Source organism: Flavobacterium sp. PL12 (genome assembly GCF_039123485.1).
In the GTDB taxonomy this organism is placed as follows: domain Bacteria; phylum Bacteroidota; class Bacteroidia; order Flavobacteriales; family Flavobacteriaceae; genus Flavobacterium; species Flavobacterium weaverense.
The window spans coordinates 44,683-66,226 of sequence record NZ_JBANDI010000013.1 but is presented as its reverse complement, the minus strand read 5'-3'; the positions used below and the strand labels follow the sequence as shown (position 1 = coordinate 66,226).

Here is a 21,544-nt window from a genome sequence, read left to right as displayed (position 1 = left end):
TATCATTTCAATATCTAGCTTTTAATTAGCAATAAACTCAATTAAAAATGAACGCACTTAAGATCAATTATAAAAATTTATATTTTCCACCTGGAGGCATCTTAATGTGGATTATTATATTTCTTGAACTCATAACTTTTGGAATGGCTCTCATAGCATTTGCTATGTACGGAAGTGAAGAACCGTCGCTGTTTCATCAATCTCGATTGCAACTCAATAGCACTTTTGGTGCTGTAAATACAGTTTTTCTGTTAACGAGTGGTTTTTTTATGGCTAATGCTGTTCGCGAATTTAAAGAAAAAAACTTAAAAAAGTCCTCACTATATTTTAAGTTAACAATGCTTGGAGGAGTACTATTTTTAATATTAAAAACTATTGAATATTATCATAAAATTGAATTTGGAATCACAATAGATACCAATACTTTTTTTGCGTTTTATTGGCTATTGACCGGCTTCCATTTAATCCACGTTATAATGGGATTAGTGATTTTAGTTTGGACAAACCACGGAATGATGAAAAACAACTCTGATACCGAAGTTGTAGATGTCGAAGCCTGTGCTGCGTTCTGGCACATGTGTGATTTGATTTGGCTTCTATTATTTCCTGTTCTCTATTTAATTTTTTAATTATGAAAAAGACACTTTTATTAAATTACGGATTACTAATTATATTGACCGTTACCACTGCATTTTTATCCAATTATACAAGTATTACTAACGTCGCTGTAAACCTGATATTAGTAGCATCAGCTTTTAAATTTATTATAGTAGCCTTCCAATTTATGGAATTAAAAAAGGCAAATGCTTTCTGGAAAGTGAGCGTAATTGTTGTTTTATTTCTAATTATTACTCCCATTCTTTTGCTTATAAATAATTCCTAAAAAAAAGTTAAAAACATGATAAATATCATAATAAAGGACCGAACTATCCCCTACTTTTACACTATAAATTAAGATAAACTCAAACCTAATTATTATGAATAAGCAATTCAATTTAATCCAGAAAAGTAAGCTAATTGCAATCGTGTTTTTTCTCGCAATCGGACTATTCTCTTGCAAAAAGAATGAAGATAAAGATGCGAAATATTATGAAAGCATTAAAGTGGAAGGTCAGAAAACGGCAGAACTTACTGCTCCACCTTTCGTTCCAAAACCAGTTGGTGATCGTCCTGCGATGAGACTTGTGGTTAATATGGAAATTAAAGAACAAGAAGGCGAAATGGTAGATGGTGTAAAATATACCTATTGGACATTTGGTGGTTCAGTTCCTGGAAGTTTTATTAGAACACGTGTTGGTGACGAAGTGGAATTTCACTTAAAAAATCATCCAGATAATAAAATGCCCCACAACATTGACTTACATGCAGTGACAGGACCTGGTGGAGGAGCTACTTCATCACTTGTTGCACCAGGGCATGAAAAAGTTTTTAGTTTTAAAACATTGAATCCAGGTTTATATGTGTACCACTGTGCTACGGCTCCTGTGGGAATGCACATCGCAAATGGAATGTACGGTTTGATTTTAGTTGAACCAGAAGGAGGATTACCTCCAGTTGACAAAGAATACTACATTATGCAAGGAGATTTCTATACTAAGGGAGCTTATGGCGAACAAGGAAATCAACCATTTGATATGAATAAAGCAATTAAAGAACAACCAGACTACGTTGTATTTAATGGAAAAGTAGGAGCTTTAACGGGAGACAAGTCGTTGACTGCTAAAAAAGGAGAAACGGTACGTATTTTTATGGGTAATGGTGGACCAAACTTAGTTTCATCTTTTCACGCAATTGGAGAAATATTTGACAGAGTACATGTTGAAGGTGGTGATTTAATTAATAAAAATGTTCAAACGACGTTAATACCAGCTGGTGGTGCTGCAATTGTGGAATTTAAAGTTGAGGTTCCTGGTACATTCATTTTAGTTGACCACTCTATATTTAGAGCATTCAACAAAGGAGCTTTAGGGATGTTGAAAGTTGAAGGAGATGAAAATAAGAAAGTATACTCTGGAACAATTCAAGAAGGAATCTATTTACCTGAAGGAGGAACAATTCAAACAATGCCAAAAGAAAATGGTGCAGCAAAAGCTGTTGTAGTAAAAACAGTTGCTGAACAAATTAGTTCTGGAAAAGGATTATACGATAGAACATGTTCTGCTTGTCACCAATTAGAAGGACAAGGTATTCCAAACGCTTTCCCTCCATTAGCAAAATCAGATTACTTAAATGCTAATCCGGACAGAGCAGTGAATGCTGTATTACACGGATTGAGCGGGGAAATTAGTGTAAATGGTAAAAAATTCAATAATGTAATGACCAGTCAAAACCTTACTGATGATCAAGTAGCTGATGTTTTAACTTATGTATATAACAGTTGGGGTAATAATAAAACAGTTGTAACTCCAGCCAAAGTTAAAGAGTTAAGAGCAAAACCAGCTCCAAAAACTAAAGACATTCACGAATAAACATATAACAACAATAATATTTAAATTATGAAAAAGTATATTTTTACAATCGCCATGTTAGCTATCGCTTTCCAGGGATATAGTCAAAATGCAGAAAAAGGCAAAAAAGTGTATAATCAAGTTTGTGTTGCTTGTCATCAAGCCACAGGATTAGGAATACCTGGAGCGTTTCCTCCTTTAGCGAAGTCAGATTACTTAAACAAAGATGTCAATAGAGCGATTAAAGGCGTTGTTAAAGGTCTTACAGGTCCCATAGTGGTAAACGGTAAAAAGTACAATAGTGCCATGCCTGCTCAAGCACTTAATGATCAACAAATAGCTGACGTTATGACTTATGTTTACGCAAGTTGGGGTAATAATAAAACAGTGGTGACTCCAGCAATGGCAAAAGCACAAAGAAAATAATTAATACAATATTAAAAAAATAGCCATGTTTAAAAGGAAAATAGTTTTGTCATTATTTCTATTACTAATAGCAACATCGCTATGGGCTCAAGGAGCTAAAATGGTTACTATTGAAAGGGGAACTTTTGTTCCCCTTTATGGTGCCACTAGTAAAACCCCAGTAGAAGTTAAATCTTTCTACATCGATGTTTATCCAGTTACAAACGCTGAATTTCAAGCATTTTTAAAAAAATATCCTGAAAACACCCGTTCAAAAATGAAAGGAATTTTTGCTGATAAAAGTTACTTATCACATTGGGAAAGTGATTTTAATTACGGTAAAGGAAATTTAAGTAATGCTCCAGTAACAAACATATCCTGGTTTGCTGCTAAAAAATACTGCGAATGTCAAGGCGCAAGATTACCCACTATGGACGAATGGGAATATGTAGCAATGGCTGATGAGAAAAGAATCGATGCACGCACAAAAGAAAGTTTCAACAAATATATTATGTCTTGGTATGAGAAACCAAATACCTATGCTAATCCTGTAGGCGAAACATTCAAAAATTATTGGGGTGTTTATGATATGCATGGATTAGTTTGGGAATGGACTTCTGATTTCAACAGTATCTTTCTTTCTGGAGAATCGCGAAAAGATAAAGATTCTGATAAGAATTTATTTTGTGGAAGTGCTTCTGTAAATGCAACTGATTTAATGAATTATGCCGCATTTATGCGCTACGCTTTTAGAGGAAGTTTAAAAGCTCGATATACTACAAAAAATCTCGGCTTTAGATGTGCTAAAGATAAAATTAAGGTTAGTAAAACAAACTTAAAATCAAAAAAATGAAATTAAATACTACAAATACTCCTTCTTTATTTCGAAAAAAAGAAAGTTTAAAGAGTATATTCAGATTTAATACAATTATTTTTTTAGTTGTGACTTCACTACTTCTATCGCTTCAATCATGTAATAAAAAAGCTGAAAGTCCTAAAGAGGAAGAAAAGCCTATTTCTGAACTATCAATTTATAATCTTCCTTCTAAGTGGACTACTCAAGATGGGAAAGATATTGAGATGAAAGATATGAAAGGAAAGGTTCTAGTGATGGTAATGATTTATACTTCTTGTAAAGCTGCTTGTCCAAGACTGGTTGCAGACATGAGAAATATTGAAAGTCGCATCCCTAAAAAAATAAAAGATAATGTGAAATTTGTGTTAGTAAGTATTGACCCAGAGGTTGATACTCCTAAAAGATTAAAATCATTTGCAATCGAAAATAAAATGGAATCTGACCAATGGGTTTTCTTACGTTCAACCGAAGAAAACACTAGAGAATTTGCTGCTGTTCTTGCAGTAAACTATAAAAAGATAGATCCAGTAGATTTCTCTCACTCTAATATTATTAGCGTCTTTAATGCTGAAGGAGAACTTTCTTATCAGCAAGAAGGCTTAGGCGTAAACTCTGACGAAACGATAAGTAAAATTACTGAAGAAGCTGGAAAGCTAAAATAAATCCTAATGAAATTATCAAACAAAATATGTTTATCACTTTTAGTAATGATAAGCGCAGCTAGTTACGCTCAAGAATTAGATGTTAATTTACAATTACGACCGCGCTTTGAATATAGAAATGGTTACAAAAACCTACTTTCTAATGGCGATGATGCAACATCGTTTGTTTCACAACGCTCTCGCTTGAATTTAAATTTCCACCAAGAAAAGTTAAAAACAAAATTGACTTTGCAGAATGTACGAACATGGGGAGATGTCGCAACAACATCGCCAACAGATAAAAACGGAATTTCAGTTTTTGAAGCTTGGGCACAATATGATCTAAGTCCTGAATGGACAACTCGCATTGGGAGACAAGTGATTGCATATGATAACCAGCGGATATTTGGAGAAATTGATTGGTCTCAGCAAGGTCAAAGCCATGACGCAGCATTACTAACATTTCATCCTAAAAATCACCAATTAGATTTAGGATTTGCTTTAAATTCTAACGCAGAAAATTTAGTAGCACCAAAAACTCCATACACTACCAATTACAAATCGATGCAATATGCATGGTACCATACTCAATTCAGTAAAATTAATCTTAGTTTACTGCTCTTGAATACAGGATACGAATTCGAAAAAACAGTTGGAGATTTAGAAGTGGATTACAAACAAACTTTTGGAACATATCTTTCTTTCAAAGAAAATAATTGGGATACTAATTTAGGAATATATGGTCAGTCTGGAGAAACTGCAGATAAAAAAGTAAATGCGCTTTATGCCGGTGCATTCTTCGGTTATTCTGTTTCGAAACAATTCAAAATAGGAGTAGGTCACGAATACTTATCTGGAAAAGATCAAGATGATAGTAGCACTGCTATTAAATCATTTAGCCCAATTTTCGGAACTAACCATGCTTTCAATGGATTTATGGATTATTTCTATGTAGGAAATCATCAAAATAGTGTTGGATTAAATGATACTTATTTGAAATTAAATTACACTTCTAGCAAGTGGCAATTTGGACTTATTCCACATATTTTTAGTGCACCAAATACTGTTTTAGATGTAAATAATAATAAAATGGAATCCTATTTAGGAACAGAAATCGATCTAACTGCAACTTATACTATTCGAAAAGATATTGTTGCGATGGCAGGCTATTCACAAATGTTTGGCTCATCAAGTTTAGAGCGAGTTAAAAATGTAAGTAATCCAGCAGATACAAATAATTGGGCTTGGATAATGGTTTCTTTCAGCCCTCGTATTTTTACTTTAAAATAAAATCTATTAATTCAGATAAAGGGGTAAACAAATAATTTTGTTTACCCCTTTTTTTATATACTTTTTATAAAAAACTTATAATAATAGTAGGATGAAATTCATTCTGCAAAAGGTAACCAAAAAAGTATTTCTTTTAAAATCTAGTTTTAAGTTTTAATTTCATTTTGAGAAATAGACATATTTACTTCCTTTACTAATTTTCCTTTTTCGAAAAATTGCCAGATTCCTGACTTTTTCCCGTTTACAAAATTACCCATAGATGCAATTTCACCACTCCCATCTCTAAAAATTGCCAAACCACTATATACATCATTTTTAAAATTAGACTCTTCTAATAGCGTTCCTTTTTCAGTATATTTTTTATAGAAACCATTTTTTAAATTATTTTGATAGTTTGCCTCCTCAGCAATTTTGCCGCTACTGTAGAAAACAGTTCTCACGCCGTCCAACTTTCCCTTTATATAATTTTCATTTGTCATTAATATTTTTGATGCTAAATGATAATATTTCCATTCTCCTTCAAATAATTTATTCCTGACAAGACCTTCGCTTACTTTATTATTTTTTTGATCAAAGAAAATTGTGTAAGCTGAGTTGTCTTTAGGATTAAATTCCCTAGTAGCAATTAATGATCCTTTTTTAGTGTCATCGTAAAAACTAAAAACTCCACTCTCCTTTCCATGAACAAAATTTCCCTCATAACGCAGACGTTTAGAATCAGCATAAGTTCCTTTCCATAATCCATTCTTCTTTCCTTTATCATCAACTTTATTTACCTCCACTTGCGCTAAAAGCCCACAGCTAAATAAAAGTATTGCTACCATTAAAAAGTATCTTTTATTTATTTTCATTTTGACTATTTTAAATTCATATTACTTAAACAAATTTAATCTCTTTTTATTACATACTCATACAAAGGATGACATTTAGCAAAACCGATAAATAATTTGCACCTGTAATTTATAATTTTAGTATCAAAAACATAATTTAAATTTTGTTTAAACTTTATATTAAAATAGCAAACCTATATTATGTAGAAAAACCAATATACATAATAATTTAAAAGCCAAAACCCTCATTTGCAGATGTTAAACAAAAATAAATTAATTCATAAAATATTCATTTTGTTTAAACTTATTCAGAATTTGATAAACATAATTAAAATTATTTATTAGATTTGCTTAAACAATTAAAACAAACATCATGAAAAAACTATCAAAATTAAAAGTAATTGCATTAGCACTTTTTGCTATAGCGTTCGTATCTTGCGACAACAGTGACGATCCCACACCTATGCCAGTGGACAAAACCATCACTGGTTTAGCGGTAAAAAATTCGAATTTAAAAATTTTAGTACAGGCATTAACTCGTGCTGAATTAGCTGCAACACTTCAAGGTTCAGGTCCATTCACCGTTTTTGCACCTACAGATGCTGCTTTTACAGCATTCTTAAAAACAACACCTTATGCAACCATTAATGATGTACCAAAAGATGTGTTGACTCAAATATTATTAAACCACGTTGTATCAGCTACAGCAAAATCAGGAGATTTAAAAACTGGTTATATCAAAACTTTAGCAAAAGGAAGTGCTTCAACTTCTAATACATTAAGTATGTATGTTGACGTTACAGCAGGTGTTAAATTAAACGGTGTATCAAATGTAACTACTGCTGACGTTGTTGCTTCTAATGGAGTGATTCACGTAGTTGATGCAGTAATCGGACTTCCGACGATAGTTACTCATGCATTAGCAAATAAAAACTTTACTTCACTTGTAGGTGCTTTAACAGGAGCAGGACAACCTGACTTTGTAGGTACACTTTCTGGAACAGGACCGTTCACTGTATTTGCTCCAACTAACGCAGCTTTCACAGCTTTAAACACAGAATTAGCGCCAGGAGGAATCGCTGGAGTTTCTGCAGCTAACTTAACAAAAGTACTACAATACCACGTGGTGAGCCCAGGTAACGTATTAGCAGCGACACTAACAGAAGGACAAATGGTAACTCCAATCCTTACACCAGCTCAAAAATTTACTATCCAATTAACAGGTGGTGCGAAAATTAAAGACGCTAGTAACAGAATATCGAACATTATCATAACTGATGTTCAATGTGCAAACGGAGTAATCCACGCTATCGACAAAGTATTATTACCAGCGCTATAACTTACTGAAGAATTTTAATTTTCTAAATAAAATTAAGTTACACACAAAAAAATGGACCTTAAACATAACGTTTAAGGTCCATTTTTTTTATATCTAAAGTATAACTATCTATCTAAAATTTATAAACAGTCATATACCCATTAACTGTTTATCAAAAAATATGGTTTTAGATTACATACAAAATCTGCTGTAAAACTACCGATATTAGCAACTGAATAATTGCTATCAGTATTGAAAAAATAATAAGTGTGACTTACTAAATCTACTAGCTTACTATCGTTCACTACTTTTAACTTAAAAATACACTAAAGTCCTCTCTCTTCTATTGCAATCCCATCAGTCCCTTGTGATTTATTAATTCAAATCTGTGAACACAAAAAAGGCAATTAAATAAATCTAGATTTATCTAATTGCCTTTTACTTATTTTAAGAAAGCTTATTTCTTCTTTTTATCTAATGCTTTTTGAGCTTCAGCTTGTTCCATCACTTCTTGAAGTTTTTTCTGGAACTTACCTTGTTTTTTTGGCTCTTTCAATTTGTTCTCTTGAATTTGACTGTGAATCTTATCGCTATCAATAAAGTATCTCTTAATCACAATCATAATTCCAATAGTAATAAGATTTGATATAAAGTTATATAAACTCAATCCAGCACCGTAACTATTGAAGAAAATCAACATCATTAAAGGAGAAACATAAATCATGATTTTCATCATCTTAGCCATATCTGGCATTCCTTCTTGTTGTGGCGCAGCCATTTGTTGATCTCCAGAAGTCATTTTCATATAAAAGAAAATCGCTATCGCAGCTAATATTGGAAATAAACTAATATGGCTTCCGTACATTGGAATATGGAAAGGTAATTTTATAACCTCATCAAAAGAAGATAAATCATCTGCCCAAAGGAAGCTTTTTTGTCTTAATTCAAATGCTGAAGGGAAAAACTGGAACGACGCATACATGAAAGGAAGCTGAATCAATGCTGGAATACAACCCGCCATTGGATTTACACCTGCTTTGTTGTACAACTTCATTGTTTCCTGCTGTTTCTTCATTGGATCTTTCTTAAACTTATCACCCAATTCAGCAATCTCAGGACGAAGTACTTTCATCTTAGCTTGCGATAAGAAAGACTTGAAAGTAATAGGTGACATTGCTATTTTTATAAGAATAGTAAAAACAATAATCGCTATCCCATAAGAAATATAATCACTTAAAAATCCAAATAAAGGAATAAATATAAACTTGTTAATCCATCCAAAAACTCCCCAACCTAACGAGATAATTTTTTCTAAATTCTTATCGTAATGCTTTAAAGTTGCATAATCTGTTGGACCAAAGTACCAACTCATTTTATGGTCTAATTCTCCGCTTGTAAATGCAAGTGGAATATTTGCTTTATATTGCTTAGTGTAAACTGTGTCAATTTTATCATCTTGAACTAAATTAACTGAAGTTACTTTAGCAGATTCTAATGGTGTTTTTGATAATAGTATACTTGAGAAAAAATGCTGTTTGAAAGCTATAAAAGTGGGCTTTTCTAAATCCTCTTCTTCTGATTGACCTAAACCAGCATAATCAATTTTTCCATCCTTATGTTCAAAATAGATCTCATTATAGCGGTTTTCATAAGCAATACTTTTTTCATTTCTGTACGCTTTTAAATCCCATTCTAAATCTAAAGGTTTTGAAGTATTCAAAACTTTATTCAATCCTTGAGAACGAATATCAAAATCCACCATATATTCGTTAGGCTTCAATATGTATTTGTACTCCAGGAATTCGTTAGCTCCCGCCTTCAATTTCATCGAAAGTACTTGATCTGCTCCAACTTTCTGCAAAGTAGGTTCGAAGAATAAATCTTTAGAATTTAAAGTTCGATTATCACTCGTAAGTAACTGCACATTTAAATGAGCATTATTGTTTTTGATCAATTCAACTAATTCGCCTGAACCTTTCTTGAATTTTTCGAATTTCTTCAAAACAGCTTCAACAATAAATCCTCCTTTATTTGAAATTGTTAATTTAACAACTTCATTCTCTATAACTGTTAAACCATCTTTAGCAGATGGAAGTGTCGCTGAATACGCAAAATTACCTAAGTTCTTTTGCAATTGAGCTAATTGTATTGAATCACCGGTAGTTGCTACAGCTACCGTTGCTGTTGCAATTGTTTTTGCTTCTAATTCTTTAGCTTTAGCTTCTTTAGATACTAATTCCTTCTTTGCTTTATCAGCCGCAACTACTTTTGGGTCTGGCTGATTTTGGTACATGATGAAGATCAAAATAACAAAAATCAATACAAAACCAATAATCGAATTACGATCAAATCTTTTTTCTTCCATCTTACTTTAAAAAGTTATAAATTTTAAGGTTACTGAAAACAAATTGTTAACAGTTATTTCTTTTTTGCCTTAACGGCTGCCGCCACGAAACTTACAAAAATAGGATGCGGATTCGCTACCGTACTTTTGTATTCTGGATGGTATTGTACACCAATAAAAAACGGATGATCTTCAATTTCTATAATCTCAACCAACCCAGTATCAGGATTTACACCCGAAGCAATTAAACCTGCATTTTGTAATTGCGCTACATAATTACTATTGTATTCATAACGGTGACGATGACGCTCTGAAATAGTATCTTTTCCGTATATTTTATGTGCCAATGAATCTTCCTTTATGTCACATTTCCAAGCTCCAAGACGCATTGTTCCACCTTTATCAGTTACTGTCTTTTGCTCTTCCATCAAGTTAACAACAGGATGAGAAGTATGTTCATTCATTTCAGTCGAATTAGCATCAGCTAATCCTAAAACAGTTCTTGAATATTCAATAATGGCCATTTGCATACCTAAACAAATTCCGAAAAATGGAATTTTATTTTCACGAGCAAGACGAACTGCGTCTATCTTACCTTCAATTCCTCTTTCACCAAAACCTGGAGCAACTAGTATTCCATCTAAATTAGCAAACTTTTCGCTGATATTACTAGCATCAATATGCTCAGAATGTATTGAAATCACATTAACTTTAGTTTCATTTGCAGCACCTGCATGAATGAAAGCTTCCAAGATAGACTTGTAGCAATCTTGCATTTCAACATATTTTCCAATCAATCCAATATTCACTGTGTGTTTTGGATTTTTCAATCGCTTTAAAAAGATATTCCAGTTTTTTAAATCTGGAGCTGCTTTTTTAGGCAAATCTAATTTCTTCAACGCTACGATATCAAGACCTTCTTCCAACATTAAATTTGGCACTTCATAAATAGTAGAAGCATCTATCGATTGTATAACTGCTTCTCTTTTTACATTACAAAACAAAGCTAATTTGTTTCTTAATTCTTCTGAAATTTCATGTTCTGTTCTACAAACTAAGATATCAGCTTTAATTCCGCTTTCCATCAACGTTTTTACAGAATGCTGCGTCGGTTTTGTTTTTAACTCACCTGCAGCAGCTAAGTAAGGAACTAATGTTAAATGAATTACAATAGCGTTATGCTCACCTAAATCCCAAACCAATTGTCTAACAGACTCGATATACGGTAAAGATTCAATATCTCCAACCGTTCCACCAATTTCAGTTATAACAATATCAAAGTCACCTGAATTACCAAGCAACTGCATTCTATCCTTAATTTCATTGGTAATATGGGGTACAACTTGTACTGTTTTTCCAAGAAATTCTCCTCTTCTTTCTTTTTCAATTACCGAAAGATATATTCTACCAGTAGTAACATTATTCGCTTGAGAAGTAGGAACATTTAAAAAACGCTCATAATGTCCTAAATCTAAATCTGTTTCAGCACCATCATCAGTAACATAACATTCCCCATGTTCATAAGGATTTAATGTTCCTGGATCTACATTAATATAAGGGTCAAACTTTTGAATTGTTGTACGGTATCCTCTTGCTTGTAACAATTTTGCTAAAGATGCTGCAATGATTCCTTTCCCTAAGGATGAAGTCACACCGCCTGTAACAAAAATATATTTCGTTTGATTCATTCTGTTGTTGTTTGTGTTGTAGTTGTGTAAAAAACTTGGCAAAAGTACGAATTAAATTAGAGAAACAGCCAATTAGATAATGAGAAAATAAATAGATAATTTTATTAAAAAGTTTGCACTTTAGAACATAAAAAAAAAGCTACTTAAAGCAGCTTTTTTTAGTTATATCGTAGTTATACACATTGTCAATAAAATATTTAATTTGGCTTAGGATACTTCTTTTTAATATTTCTTATTAACTCCTCTAAGCCATTAAGTTTCAATTCGTAAATTAACTTTAGTTGTTCTCCTAACTCGCCTTTAGGAAATCCCTTATTGGAATACCAAACAATGTAATATTCGGGTATATCGATAAGAAACCAGCCCTCATATTTGCCAAATGGCATTTTAGTGTGAGCGAGCTTAATGAGTTGTTTTTGGTTTTGATCCATTTGATAAAAAGAAAAAAGAAGCAAGAATAAAGATTCACTTTACACCTACTTCTTTCTTTAATAGCTAAATATTATTTCCAGTTAAAAGTAATTCGTTTTTCAACATCTGGATGAAGACTTAAAAACACGGGACAAGTCATTCCAGCTCTCTCAAGAACTGTCTTACTTTTTTGATCATTAGTTCCTTGAATTTCAAAAACTATTTCAATAGCACCAATTCGTCTTGGTTCAGCATTCATAACTTTTACCACTTCAGCAGTAGTACCTGCCAAATCAATTCCTAAATCTCTAGCTTTAATTCCCATAATAGTCATCATGCAAGTTGCTAAACCATTAGCAACAGTATCTGTAGGAGAAAACGCTTGTCCTTTTCCATTATTATCTACTGGTGCATCCGAAAGAATTTCGGTTCCAGATTGTATGTGAATCGACGATGTTCTTAAATCTCCTAAATAGGTTACTTTTGATGTCATTATTTTGCTTCTTTAATAGTTAAATCAGTGTCGTAATACAAAATATAGATTCCTTTATTTGCATATCCGCCACTTTCTTGTTTATAAAATTCAAATTTATTATCAACTTGTTCCGTTGCTGAGTTTTCAACAGTATCTTGGTATTTCTCGCCTTGAGACATACGCATCATGGTATCAAAAGTAAGGTCAAAACCTCTTGTTGCAAAAACAGTAGGATCAATTCTATTTTTCTTTTTAAACTCTTTTTCGAAAATTAAAGCTTCAGGAGATTCATTTTCGCGATTTACTGATGGATACATTAAATTCAACTTAGCTAAGTTGGCAATACTAACCTCATCAGTATCCAAAGTTTCATTAGGCTCTAAAATAACTAACTGGACTTTATAAGTAGACATTGAGCCTAACATTGCTGCAACTGTCGCTTTAATCATTCCCGTATTTGCTGTTTCCATTACTACGTAGTTTATTTTATCTTTCACAAATAAACTTTTCAAGTTTTCACCTGAAACTCCACCGTTACCGTTAAGTACAGAAAATTGAACATCCTTTTGATTTTCCCTAATATATTTTATTATCGAACCTTTCTTTTTGTCTACGACTGCAATCATATTTCCACCTTTCGAACGCATAAATTCAAACATTGCATTTTTAACCGCGTCAGGCGACGGAACTGATTGAAAAACGTTTGCAAAAGAAACGCCTTGATCTTTAGACAAAGGAGATATTACAGCTACATCATTCGACAGCAATAACTCAGCGGTTTTATCAACATTACTTTGATAAAATGGCCCTATTACTACATTTGTATTTTGTAAATCATTATTACTTACAAGAGAAGTAATAGCAGATGAATTTTTAGTTTCTTGCGAATCAAATATTGAAATATCAATATTAAGACCTAATGTTTTTGCTGAGTCGATTGCTATTAAAGCACCTGCATAAAAATCTAAAGTCATATTTAGAAACTTATCCTTTTTTAAGCGTTTTGAAGTTGAATTAATTGAATCACTTTCGATTTTAGCAATATTAAATGGTAAGAGTAGCACTAATTTTTTTCTATCCTTACTTTTAACCTTTGATAACTCTGTGTATTCTTTTTTGGTTTCTTGAGCATTTACAATCTCAGCAGAAGTTCCAGGAACTTTCAAAACCATACCTTCTCTAACTCCTTCAGACAAAGCGGGATTCAATTTTAACAATTCCTCTTGAGTAATAGTGAACATTTTAGACAAACCGTATAATGTCTCTTTTGGTTTAACAGTGTATTCTTTATAATTTTTTGTATCCGCTATTCTTACACCTGGAGTAGCTGTTATGATTTCTTTTTTAATTTCTGCTTTTACTGGAATTACGTCTGTTTTTACAGCATTCCCCTTAATTAATAATTTAAAACCTTCTGGCAAATTAGTAACTACTTCAGGATTTTTACGTTCTAATTCTTGCAATGATATTCCATATTGTTTCGCAATAGAATATTTAGTTTCTTTTGGAAGAACATAATGGTAAACTGCTTTTTCTGTTGATTCAGCAGCTAGTTTTTGAGTTTTATTTGTTGGGATAGTCAGTGTCTGGCCTATTTGCAAGCCGTCTTTTTCAAGAAATGGATTTACTTGTTTCAATGCTTCTTCTGTTACACCATATTTCTTTTGAATACCGTATAAAGTCTCTTTTGGTAAAACCTGATGCGTTATCACATCGCCATTTGCCTTAGTTGGAACCGTTAAAGCTTGTTTTATAGATACGATAGGAATTAACAAAACGCTTTTTGGTTTTAAACCCGTTTGCGCGTCTGGATTTAACTGATAAATATCGTACGGTGTGACATTATATTTTTGAGCAATCTGAATGATTGTTTCTCCTTTTTCAACTTTGTGTGTAATGGTTTTAACTTGCGCAAAAGCGCTGTACGTAAAAAACAAAGCAGTCATGCAAATCGTAAAAAAATATTTCATCCTAGTTTATTTATAAATTATTCAACTCTTTAATAAAACAACGGTATCAAATTTTATTCCAAAAATCTGATACCGTTTATATACTGAACGTTATTTTTAATGCTGCTCAAAAGAAGATGGAAGTTTAAATTATTCCCATTCAATTGTTGCAGGCGGTTTTGAACTAATGTCGTAAACTACTCTGTTAACTCCTCTAACTTTATTGATAATATCATTAGATATCTTCATTAAGAAATCATAAGGTAAGTGAACCCAATCAGCCGTCATACCATCTGTTGATTCTACGGCGCGAAGTGCTACGACTTTTTCATAAGTACGCTCGTCACCCATTACTCCAACACTATTTACAGGAAGAAGAATTGCTCCGGCTTGCCACACTTTATCATACAATCCCCAAGATTTTAATCCATCAATAAATACAGCATCTACATCTTGCAAAATTTGTACTTTTTCTGGTGTAATATCTCCTAAAATTCTAATTGATAATCCAGGACCTGGAAAAGGATGTCTTCCTAATAATTCTGGGTCAATTCCTAGTGAAGCTCCCACTCTACGCACTTCATCTTTAAAAAGCATGCGTAAAGGCTCCACAATTTTCAATTTCATGTAGTCTGGTAATCCTCCCACATTATGATGTGATTTTATAGTAGCCGATGGTCCTTTTACAGAAACCGACTCTATTACATCAGGATATATGGTTCCTTGTGCTAACCATTTTACATTTTCAATTAGGTGTGATTCATCGTCAAAAACTTCGATAAAAACACGTCCTATAATTTTACGTTTTGTCTCTGGATCACTAACTCCTGCCAACTCAGACAAGAAACGATCACCAGCATCTACTCCTTTTACGTTTAAACCCATTCCTTTGTACTGGTCTAAAACGCTTTGATATTCATTTTTACGAAGTAAACCGTTATTTACAAAAATACAATATAGGTTTTTACCAATAGCTTGATGTAATAAAACTGCCGCTACAGTAGAATCTACTCCTCCTGAAAGTCCTAAAACTACTTTATCATCTTGCAGTTTCTCTTTTAATTCTGATACCATTTCGCTAACGAAAGCTTTTGGTGTGAAATTTTGAGGAACTTCTGCTATTTTAACTAGAAAGTTTTCTAACATTTTGGATCCATCTGTCGAATGAAAAACTTCAGGATGATATTGAATTGCATACGTTGTCTCACCTTCAATTTTGTAAGCAGCAAATTCCACATCATGCGTGCTTGCTAATTTTACTCCATTTGTTGGCAATGCTTTGACACTGTCACTATGACTCATCCATACTTGGCTATTCTCTGAAACACCTTCGAAAAAAACTTCATTCTCTTTAATAAAAGACAAATTAGCTCTACCATATTCTCTTGTGTTTGAAGCCGCAACTTCACCACCACTAAAGTGAGCTAAGTATTGTGCTCCGTAACATACGGCAAGTAAAGGAAGTTTTCCTCTTATTTGAGATAAATCAGGATGAGGCGCATCTTCTGCTCTAACAGAAAAAGGACTTCCTCCTAAAATTACCGCTTTGTAAGAAGATAAATCAGTTGGGAAATTATTGTACGGGAAAATTTCGCAGAATATATTTAATTCGCGAACTCTACGCGCAATAAGCTGTGTATATTGCGATCCGAAATCTAAAATAAGTACGTTGTGTTGCATGCGCAAAAATACTTTTAATATTTTGAATTGTAAAATTGAATTTTGAAAATATTCAAAATATTTTTATTCTCTATTTTCTCTCTTCAATCTAAATAGCAACTACTACAATTTTTTAAAACTAAAGGAGTTATTAATACGTATCTTATTATACATTTTGATACTCAAAATAAATCTAAAATCACTCCAATTAAAATGAAGAAACTAACTTTCTCGTTAATTACATTTTTGTCTGTTCTACTTATTTCTTGTAATGTAGTTGACGACCTACTAACTTTTACAATAAACAATCAGACTTCGTTTAAAATTTCTACCGGTTTCCCGCTCAACCTTGCTTCTGAAATAATCACTCCTGATGTAACAACAAATTCCAGCTCTGAATTTGAAAACAACAATACTAAAGCAAATTTAGTCAAGGATGTAAAGCTGAAAGAATTGAAATTAACGATAACTGAACCTACTAATAAAAACTTCAGTTTTTTAAAATCAGTACGTTTATATATTTCCACTGATTCAAATGACGAAATTGAGTTGGCCTATTTAGAAGAGGTAAATTCGACATCAAATACTATAAATCTAACTTGTACATCAGATAAATTAGATAAATACATAAAAGCGCCGAGTTATAAAATCCGAACTAAATTAGTAATTAAAGAAACTGTGACAAAGGATATTGTAGTTACTTCAGATATGAAATTTAGAGTTACCGCTGATCCTTTCTAAAAAACTAGATTGAAAAACAGCAGAAACTAAATCTTTTAAACTAAAAAAACAGCCTTCCGAAATATTTCAGAAGGCTGTTTTTCTTTATTCAAATAAAACGAAATTTATTCTTTTACTAAAATGATTGTAGCTTTAAAACCAGTGCCAAGATTCCACTGACTTGCTGATATCAAACTTCCCTTATCATCATAAACCTTAAACTCAGCAGTATTAGGTCCAGAACTTCCTTGATTTAAAGCTTCAAAATCAATTTTGTTGAATCCTTTTTCCAAAACAATTTCAAAACCTTTGAATTCACTGTCTAAATTAACTTGTTGCTGAATAACTTTATCGTTTAAGTATACTCTAATTTGGTCACCATCAACGTAAGCAGCATCACGATACATTACTTTGGCTGTGGTAGATCCGGTAGCAAAATTACCTAAATTTTGATTTTTTCGATACACAATTCCTTGTGAATTATCTTCTTTCTTATTCCATTTATCCTTGTAAACATCACCAGGATTAATAAATTCATTTTTAGGTGTCATTGAAAAATTATCGGCCGGAGCAATTGAACCTAAAGGAGATGGCTTTGGACTAAATATATCTGGACTTTTAAAAACGTTGGGAGTATTTATAGGAGGTATATCAACCTTTGGCAGCGTTTCTTTTTTCATCTTTGGCGCGTTATTTTTAGGCGGAATTGCTTTAAATTTCGAATTAAATTCGCTTTGAGCATATCCGCTTAAACTCATTGTAACGGTAATAAGTAAGAATAAAATCCTTTTCATATCTTTTTTAATTAGTGTATCAGTTTTAGAATAATTTTAAAAATAAAAAACCATTTGCAATTAATCTATAATCAATTAGCAATTTAACTTTCATTTATAACTTCAAATACGCATTAATATTTCAATTCTAAGTTATTAGAAACTTAAAAAATCTTGCAGAAATTCGGTTTTAAATGTTCAATGAGAATTATTTATTTCCAATAAAACTCTAAATCGCAAATAATATACCAAAAAAATTAAAAAGTCTATTATTTTGAAAATCTAACTAACAAGATAAATAAAATGAGCAGAAAAAACATACTAACAGGGTCACCATGGGAAGATAAAATGGGATATTGTCGCGCTGTAAGAATAGGAAATTGTATCGAAGTGTCAGGAACTGTGGCAATAGTCGACGGAACAATCGTGAAAGCGAATGATGCGCATGCACAAACATTAAACATACTAGAACGAGTAGCAAAAGTTCTAGAAGAACTAGACGCAAGCATGAAAGATGTGATTCGCACGCGCATCTTTACAACTGATGTTTCCTTATTTGAAGATATAGCAACTGCTCATGCAAAATATTTTAAGGATATAAAACCAACTACAGGTTTTTACGGAATCAACCAACTTGTCGCTCCTGAATATCTTGTAGAAATAGAATTTACGGCTATTATTACTGAGAAATAATAGTTTAAGAACGAATTTTAATACTTTTGCTTGAAATTCACTTTCGAATAATAAATGATAATTCAAAATAATAAAAACACAACAGCTTTAGTTCTCAAATGGATTCTCATTTGTACTTTGATAGGCATTTTTACTGGATCAGCATCTGCATTCTTTTTGGTAGCATTAGAGTTGGCAACTAAGTATCGAGAAGATAATAATTGGATTATTTGGCTGCTGCCAATAGGTGGTTTAGTAATAGGCTTGAGTTATCATTACTGGGGTAAATCAGTGGTAAAAGGAAACAATTTATTGTTAGAAGAATACGAAAATCCACAAAAAATAATTCCGTTAAAGATGGCTCCTTTGGTGCTGTTTGGAACTTTGTTCACGCATCTATTTGGAGGCTCTGCAGGTCGAGAGGGAACAGCTGTGCAAATGGGAGGCGCTATCGCTGATCAATTTACAAGAATTTTCAAACTTGATAATTCAGAAAGAAAAACGATTATAATTCTAGGAATAAGTGCCGGTTTTGCTTCGATTTTTGGAACGCCATTAGCTGGAGCAATATTCGCGTTAGAGCTTGTGATTTTTAGTAAGATCAGTTACAAAAGCATTCCGCTTTCTTTTATAACTGCATATATTGCTTACTTCACGGTTGAGATTTGGCAAGTAGAACATACTGCTTACAGTATTCCTTTTGTTCCAGAATTTACTACAACAACATTGTTTTGGATCATCAACGTTAGTATATTATTTGGTCTAGCAGCGATGTTATTTTCAAGAAGTACACATATGTGGGGAACACTATTTTCAAAAACAATTGCCTATCCTCCGTTAAGACCTTTCGTGGGAGGAATTATTTTAGCCATTGCCTTTTATTACATTGGAACAACAAAATTTGCAGGCCTAGGTGTTCCTATTATCGTTGACGCTTTTTCAACGGCAAACGCTCCCTATGATTTTTTACTTAAAATAGTATTCACTGGGTTTACTTTAGGAGCAGGATTTAAAGGCGGTGAGGTAACACCGTTGTTTTTTGTTGGGGCAACTTTAGGAAGTGCACTATCGCTTATCGTTCCATTACCTATTGCGTTTTTAGCCGGCTTAGGTTTTGTTGCTGTTTTTTCTGGAGCAACGCACACTCCCATCGCTTGCACGGTTATGGGAATGGAACTTTTTGGTATAGAAAGTGGGTTTTTCATTGCGATAGCTTGTACAGTGGCTTATTTTGCATCTGGTTCAATGGGTATTTACAAAACACAAATAGTAAGGGGTCCAAAATACCATTTGTATGAAAAATTTAAAAGAAAAGGAACCGACCTTTTATAATAGGTGAAAATCATGTTAATGATTTCAAGATTAGCGTAAAAAAATGTAATTTCGCAACCTATGAAAATACAAGACATTCAAGCGATACAGTTGTTATTATCAACTACAAAAAAGATTGCAATAATCCCACACCGTGGTCCTGACGGAGATGCTATGGGTTCTACTCTAGCGTTATATCACTTTCTTTTGAAGAACAATCACAGTCCAATAGTAGTTTCACCTAATGAATTTCCAGATTTTTTATCTTGGATGCCAGGTTCTGAAACCGTCAAAATATTCGAAAAAGACAAAGAAAATTGCACTAAAATATTAGAAGATGCTGAAGTAATTTTTACTTTAGATTTTAATGCTTTACACCGTACAGGTGAAATGGAACATGTTTTATCGCAGCTTAAGGCTCCATTTGTAATGATTGATCATCATCAAAAACCAGACGATTATGCAGCAGTTACATACTCTGACACTTCGTTTGGATCCACTTGTGAAATGATTTATAACTTCATCAATTTCCTTGGAAAAAAAGACCAAATTGATAAAACAATAGGTACTTGCATTTATACTGGAATATTAACTGATTCTGGTTCTTTCCGTTTTCCTAAAACAACAGGGAATACACATAGAATTGTTGCTGAACTAATTGATTTAGGAGTTGAAAATACAGAGATCCCCACTTTATTATTTGACAACAGTGGCTACGATCGCTTACAGCTTTTGGGAAGAGCATTGCAAAACATGAAAGTAATAGAAGAACGTAAAACTTCTTATACAACTCTTACGCAAGAGGAATTAAACACTTTTCATTATGTAAAAGGAGATACTGAGGGCGTTGTTAATTATGGCTTGAGTATAAAAGGAATTCATTTTGCAGCTATTTTCATCGAAAATAAAGAAGAAAATATTATTAAAATTTCTTTCCGTTCCCAAGGCGATTTCGATGTAAATCAATTTGCTAGAGATCATTTTCACGGTGGTGGACATAAAAATGCTGCCGGCGGAAAATCAGAACTTACAATGGAAAAGACTATTGAAAAATTTGAAGATTTAGTTATGAAAATTAGCATCTAAAAACATGAAAAACGTAAAATTATTTACATCAATATTTCTTTTGCTTGTGCTAGTTTCTAGCTGTAAACAACCGCAAGAAGCGAGAAGACCAATTTCGCAAGCTTCGGGTAGTTTTATGAAGAAGTCAATTGTTAGGAATAAAAAATTAGTTGCAACAGAAGAAACTCAGATTCAAGCGCTGATAAAAAGTAATCCTGCTGTAAAATATAGTGCTTCTAAAAAAGGCTATTGGTATTCATACGATATACAAAACAAACTGGACTCTTTGACACCAAAAAAAGGAGATGTAGCTTTCTTTGATTACGAAATTAAAGATTTGAAAGGAACCATTATTTATTCTGAATTAGAATTAAGACCTCAAATATATTATGTAGACAAGCAAAATATTATAATGGGATTAAGAGACGGAATTAAACTAATGCGAAAAGGCGAAAAAGTCAATTTTATTTTCCCTTCTAATATGGGATATGGTTATCGAGGTGATCAAAAGAAAATTGGTATGAACCAACCTATTATTTGCACAGTAACACTTCGCGATTTTAAATCGGAAGTGCTGTATAAAAAAGAAAATACTTTAAAAGTAAAAACGCCAGCAGCTACTGCAACAGTTCAGGAAGAAAAACCAGTTTTAACAAAACCCAAAGACACTTTAAATTAATAAAATAAACT

General features: G+C 32.6%; 20 protein-coding genes and 1 pseudogene. 13 read left to right on the top strand and 8 right to left on the bottom strand.

The window, feature by feature from the left end; genetic code table 11:
* Nucleotides 1–47: 47 nt before the first annotated feature.
* The 7 genes and pseudogenes from RCH19_RS07945 (at nucleotide 48) to RCH19_RS07915 (ending at nucleotide 5,639) form a co-directional block, all read left to right on the top strand.
* Complete coding sequence (locus tag RCH19_RS07945; protein WP_343022772.1) at nucleotides 48–629, top strand: cytochrome c oxidase subunit 3; 582 nt, start codon at nucleotides 48–50, stop codon at nucleotides 627–629.
* Between the two features lie 2 nt (nucleotides 630–631).
* Nucleotides 632–883 carry a cytochrome C oxidase subunit IV family protein gene (locus RCH19_RS07940; RefSeq protein WP_343022771.1) on the top strand — a complete coding sequence of 84 codons (252 nt, stop codon included), beginning with the start codon at nucleotides 632–634 and terminating at the stop codon, nucleotides 881–883.
* Between the two features lie 94 nt (nucleotides 884–977).
* Nucleotides 978–2,468, top strand: coding sequence for a copper-containing nitrite reductase (gene nirK / locus RCH19_RS07935; RefSeq protein WP_343022770.1), 1,491 nt, complete (start codon nucleotides 978–980; stop codon nucleotides 2,466–2,468).
* A gap of 93 nt (nucleotides 2,469–2,561) precedes the next feature.
* Nucleotides 2,562–2,873 (top strand): annotated as a pseudogene (locus RCH19_RS07930) (cytochrome c); the annotation flags it as partial.
* Between the two features lie 25 nt (nucleotides 2,874–2,898).
* On the top strand, nucleotides 2,899–3,705 hold the full coding sequence (locus RCH19_RS07925; protein ID WP_343022769.1) for a formylglycine-generating enzyme family protein: 807 nt from the start codon (nucleotides 2,899–2,901) through the stop codon (nucleotides 3,703–3,705).
* A complete protein-coding gene (locus tag RCH19_RS07920; protein ID WP_343022768.1) occupies nucleotides 3,702–4,370 on the top strand; it encodes an SCO family protein in 669 nt (222 codons plus the stop codon). The genes RCH19_RS07925 and RCH19_RS07920 overlap by 4 nt, the downstream gene beginning before the upstream one ends.
* 6 nt (nucleotides 4,371–4,376) lie before the next feature.
* Nucleotides 4,377–5,639, top strand: a complete 1,263-nt coding sequence (locus RCH19_RS07915) for an alginate export family protein (RefSeq protein WP_343022767.1) — start codon at nucleotides 4,377–4,379, stop codon at nucleotides 5,637–5,639.
* Between the two features lie 146 nt (nucleotides 5,640–5,785).
* Here the strand turns inward: RCH19_RS07915 and RCH19_RS07910 are convergent, their stop codons facing one another.
* A complete protein-coding gene (locus RCH19_RS07910; RefSeq protein WP_343022766.1) occupies nucleotides 5,786–6,490 on the bottom strand; it encodes a hypothetical protein in 705 nt (234 codons plus the stop codon).
* Nucleotides 6,491–6,842: 352 nt separating this feature from the next.
* Here RCH19_RS07910 and RCH19_RS07905 point away from each other — a divergent pair, with 352 nt between their 5' ends.
* Complete coding sequence (locus tag RCH19_RS07905) at nucleotides 6,843–7,808, top strand: fasciclin domain-containing protein (protein ID WP_343022765.1); 966 nt, start codon at nucleotides 6,843–6,845, stop codon at nucleotides 7,806–7,808.
* 436 nt (nucleotides 7,809–8,244) lie between these two features.
* Here RCH19_RS07905 and yidC read toward each other — a convergent pair whose 3' ends face one another.
* The 6 genes from yidC to guaA form a co-directional block, all read right to left on the bottom strand.
* A complete protein-coding gene (gene yidC / locus RCH19_RS07900; protein WP_343022764.1) occupies nucleotides 8,245–10,152 on the bottom strand; it encodes a membrane protein insertase YidC in 1,908 nt (635 codons plus the stop codon).
* A 53-nt stretch (nucleotides 10,153–10,205) separates the two neighbouring features.
* On the bottom strand, nucleotides 10,206–11,819 hold the full coding sequence (locus tag RCH19_RS07895; RefSeq protein WP_343022763.1) for a CTP synthase: 1,614 nt from the start codon (nucleotides 11,817–11,819) through the stop codon (nucleotides 10,206–10,208).
* Nucleotides 11,820–12,016: 197 nt separating this feature from the next.
* Nucleotides 12,017–12,250 (bottom strand): DUF3820 family protein, encoded by a 234-nt coding sequence (locus RCH19_RS07890; protein ID WP_343022762.1) that lies wholly within the window; start codon nucleotides 12,248–12,250, stop codon nucleotides 12,017–12,019.
* 71 nt (nucleotides 12,251–12,321) lie between these two features.
* Nucleotides 12,322–12,723 (bottom strand): OsmC family protein, encoded by a 402-nt coding sequence (locus tag RCH19_RS07885; RefSeq protein ID WP_343022761.1) that lies wholly within the window; start codon nucleotides 12,721–12,723, stop codon nucleotides 12,322–12,324.
* Nucleotides 12,723–14,675, bottom strand: a complete 1,953-nt coding sequence (locus tag RCH19_RS07880) for a LysM peptidoglycan-binding domain-containing protein (protein WP_343022760.1) — start codon at nucleotides 14,673–14,675, stop codon at nucleotides 12,723–12,725. The genes RCH19_RS07885 and RCH19_RS07880 overlap by 1 nt, the downstream gene beginning before the upstream one ends.
* 129 nt (nucleotides 14,676–14,804) lie before the next feature.
* A complete protein-coding gene (gene guaA, locus RCH19_RS07875) occupies nucleotides 14,805–16,334 on the bottom strand; it encodes a glutamine-hydrolyzing GMP synthase (protein WP_121924269.1) in 1,530 nt (509 codons plus the stop codon).
* A gap of 192 nt (nucleotides 16,335–16,526) precedes the next feature.
* On the opposite strand from guaA, the gene RCH19_RS07870 reads away from it, so the two are divergent.
* A complete protein-coding gene (locus RCH19_RS07870) occupies nucleotides 16,527–17,054 on the top strand; it encodes a hypothetical protein (RefSeq protein ID WP_343022759.1) in 528 nt (175 codons plus the stop codon).
* A 104-nt stretch (nucleotides 17,055–17,158) separates the two neighbouring features.
* Here RCH19_RS07870 and RCH19_RS07865 read toward each other — a convergent pair whose 3' ends face one another.
* Complete coding sequence (locus RCH19_RS07865; RefSeq protein WP_343022758.1) at nucleotides 17,159–17,827, bottom strand: hypothetical protein; 669 nt, start codon at nucleotides 17,825–17,827, stop codon at nucleotides 17,159–17,161.
* Between the two features lie 282 nt (nucleotides 17,828–18,109).
* Between RCH19_RS07865 and RCH19_RS07860 the strand changes: the two genes are divergently transcribed.
* The 4 genes from RCH19_RS07860 to gldI are packed head-to-tail and all read left to right on the top strand — an operon-like array spanning nucleotide 18,110 to nucleotide 21,533.
* Nucleotides 18,110–18,499: a RidA family protein gene (locus tag RCH19_RS07860; protein WP_343022757.1), complete on the top strand. Its 390-nt coding sequence runs from the start codon at nucleotides 18,110–18,112 to the stop codon at nucleotides 18,497–18,499.
* Between the two features lie 54 nt (nucleotides 18,500–18,553).
* Nucleotides 18,554–19,810, top strand: a complete 1,257-nt coding sequence (locus RCH19_RS07855; RefSeq protein ID WP_343022756.1) for a voltage-gated chloride channel family protein — start codon at nucleotides 18,554–18,556, stop codon at nucleotides 19,808–19,810.
* A 60-nt stretch (nucleotides 19,811–19,870) separates the two neighbouring features.
* Nucleotides 19,871–20,875 (top strand): bifunctional oligoribonuclease/PAP phosphatase NrnA, encoded by a 1,005-nt coding sequence (locus tag RCH19_RS07850; protein WP_343022755.1) that lies wholly within the window; start codon nucleotides 19,871–19,873, stop codon nucleotides 20,873–20,875.
* Between the two features lie 4 nt (nucleotides 20,876–20,879).
* Nucleotides 20,880–21,533: a gliding motility-associated peptidyl-prolyl isomerase GldI gene (gldI, locus tag RCH19_RS07845; RefSeq protein WP_343022754.1), complete on the top strand. Its 654-nt coding sequence runs from the start codon at nucleotides 20,880–20,882 to the stop codon at nucleotides 21,531–21,533.
* Nucleotides 21,534–21,544 lie beyond the last annotated feature (11 nt).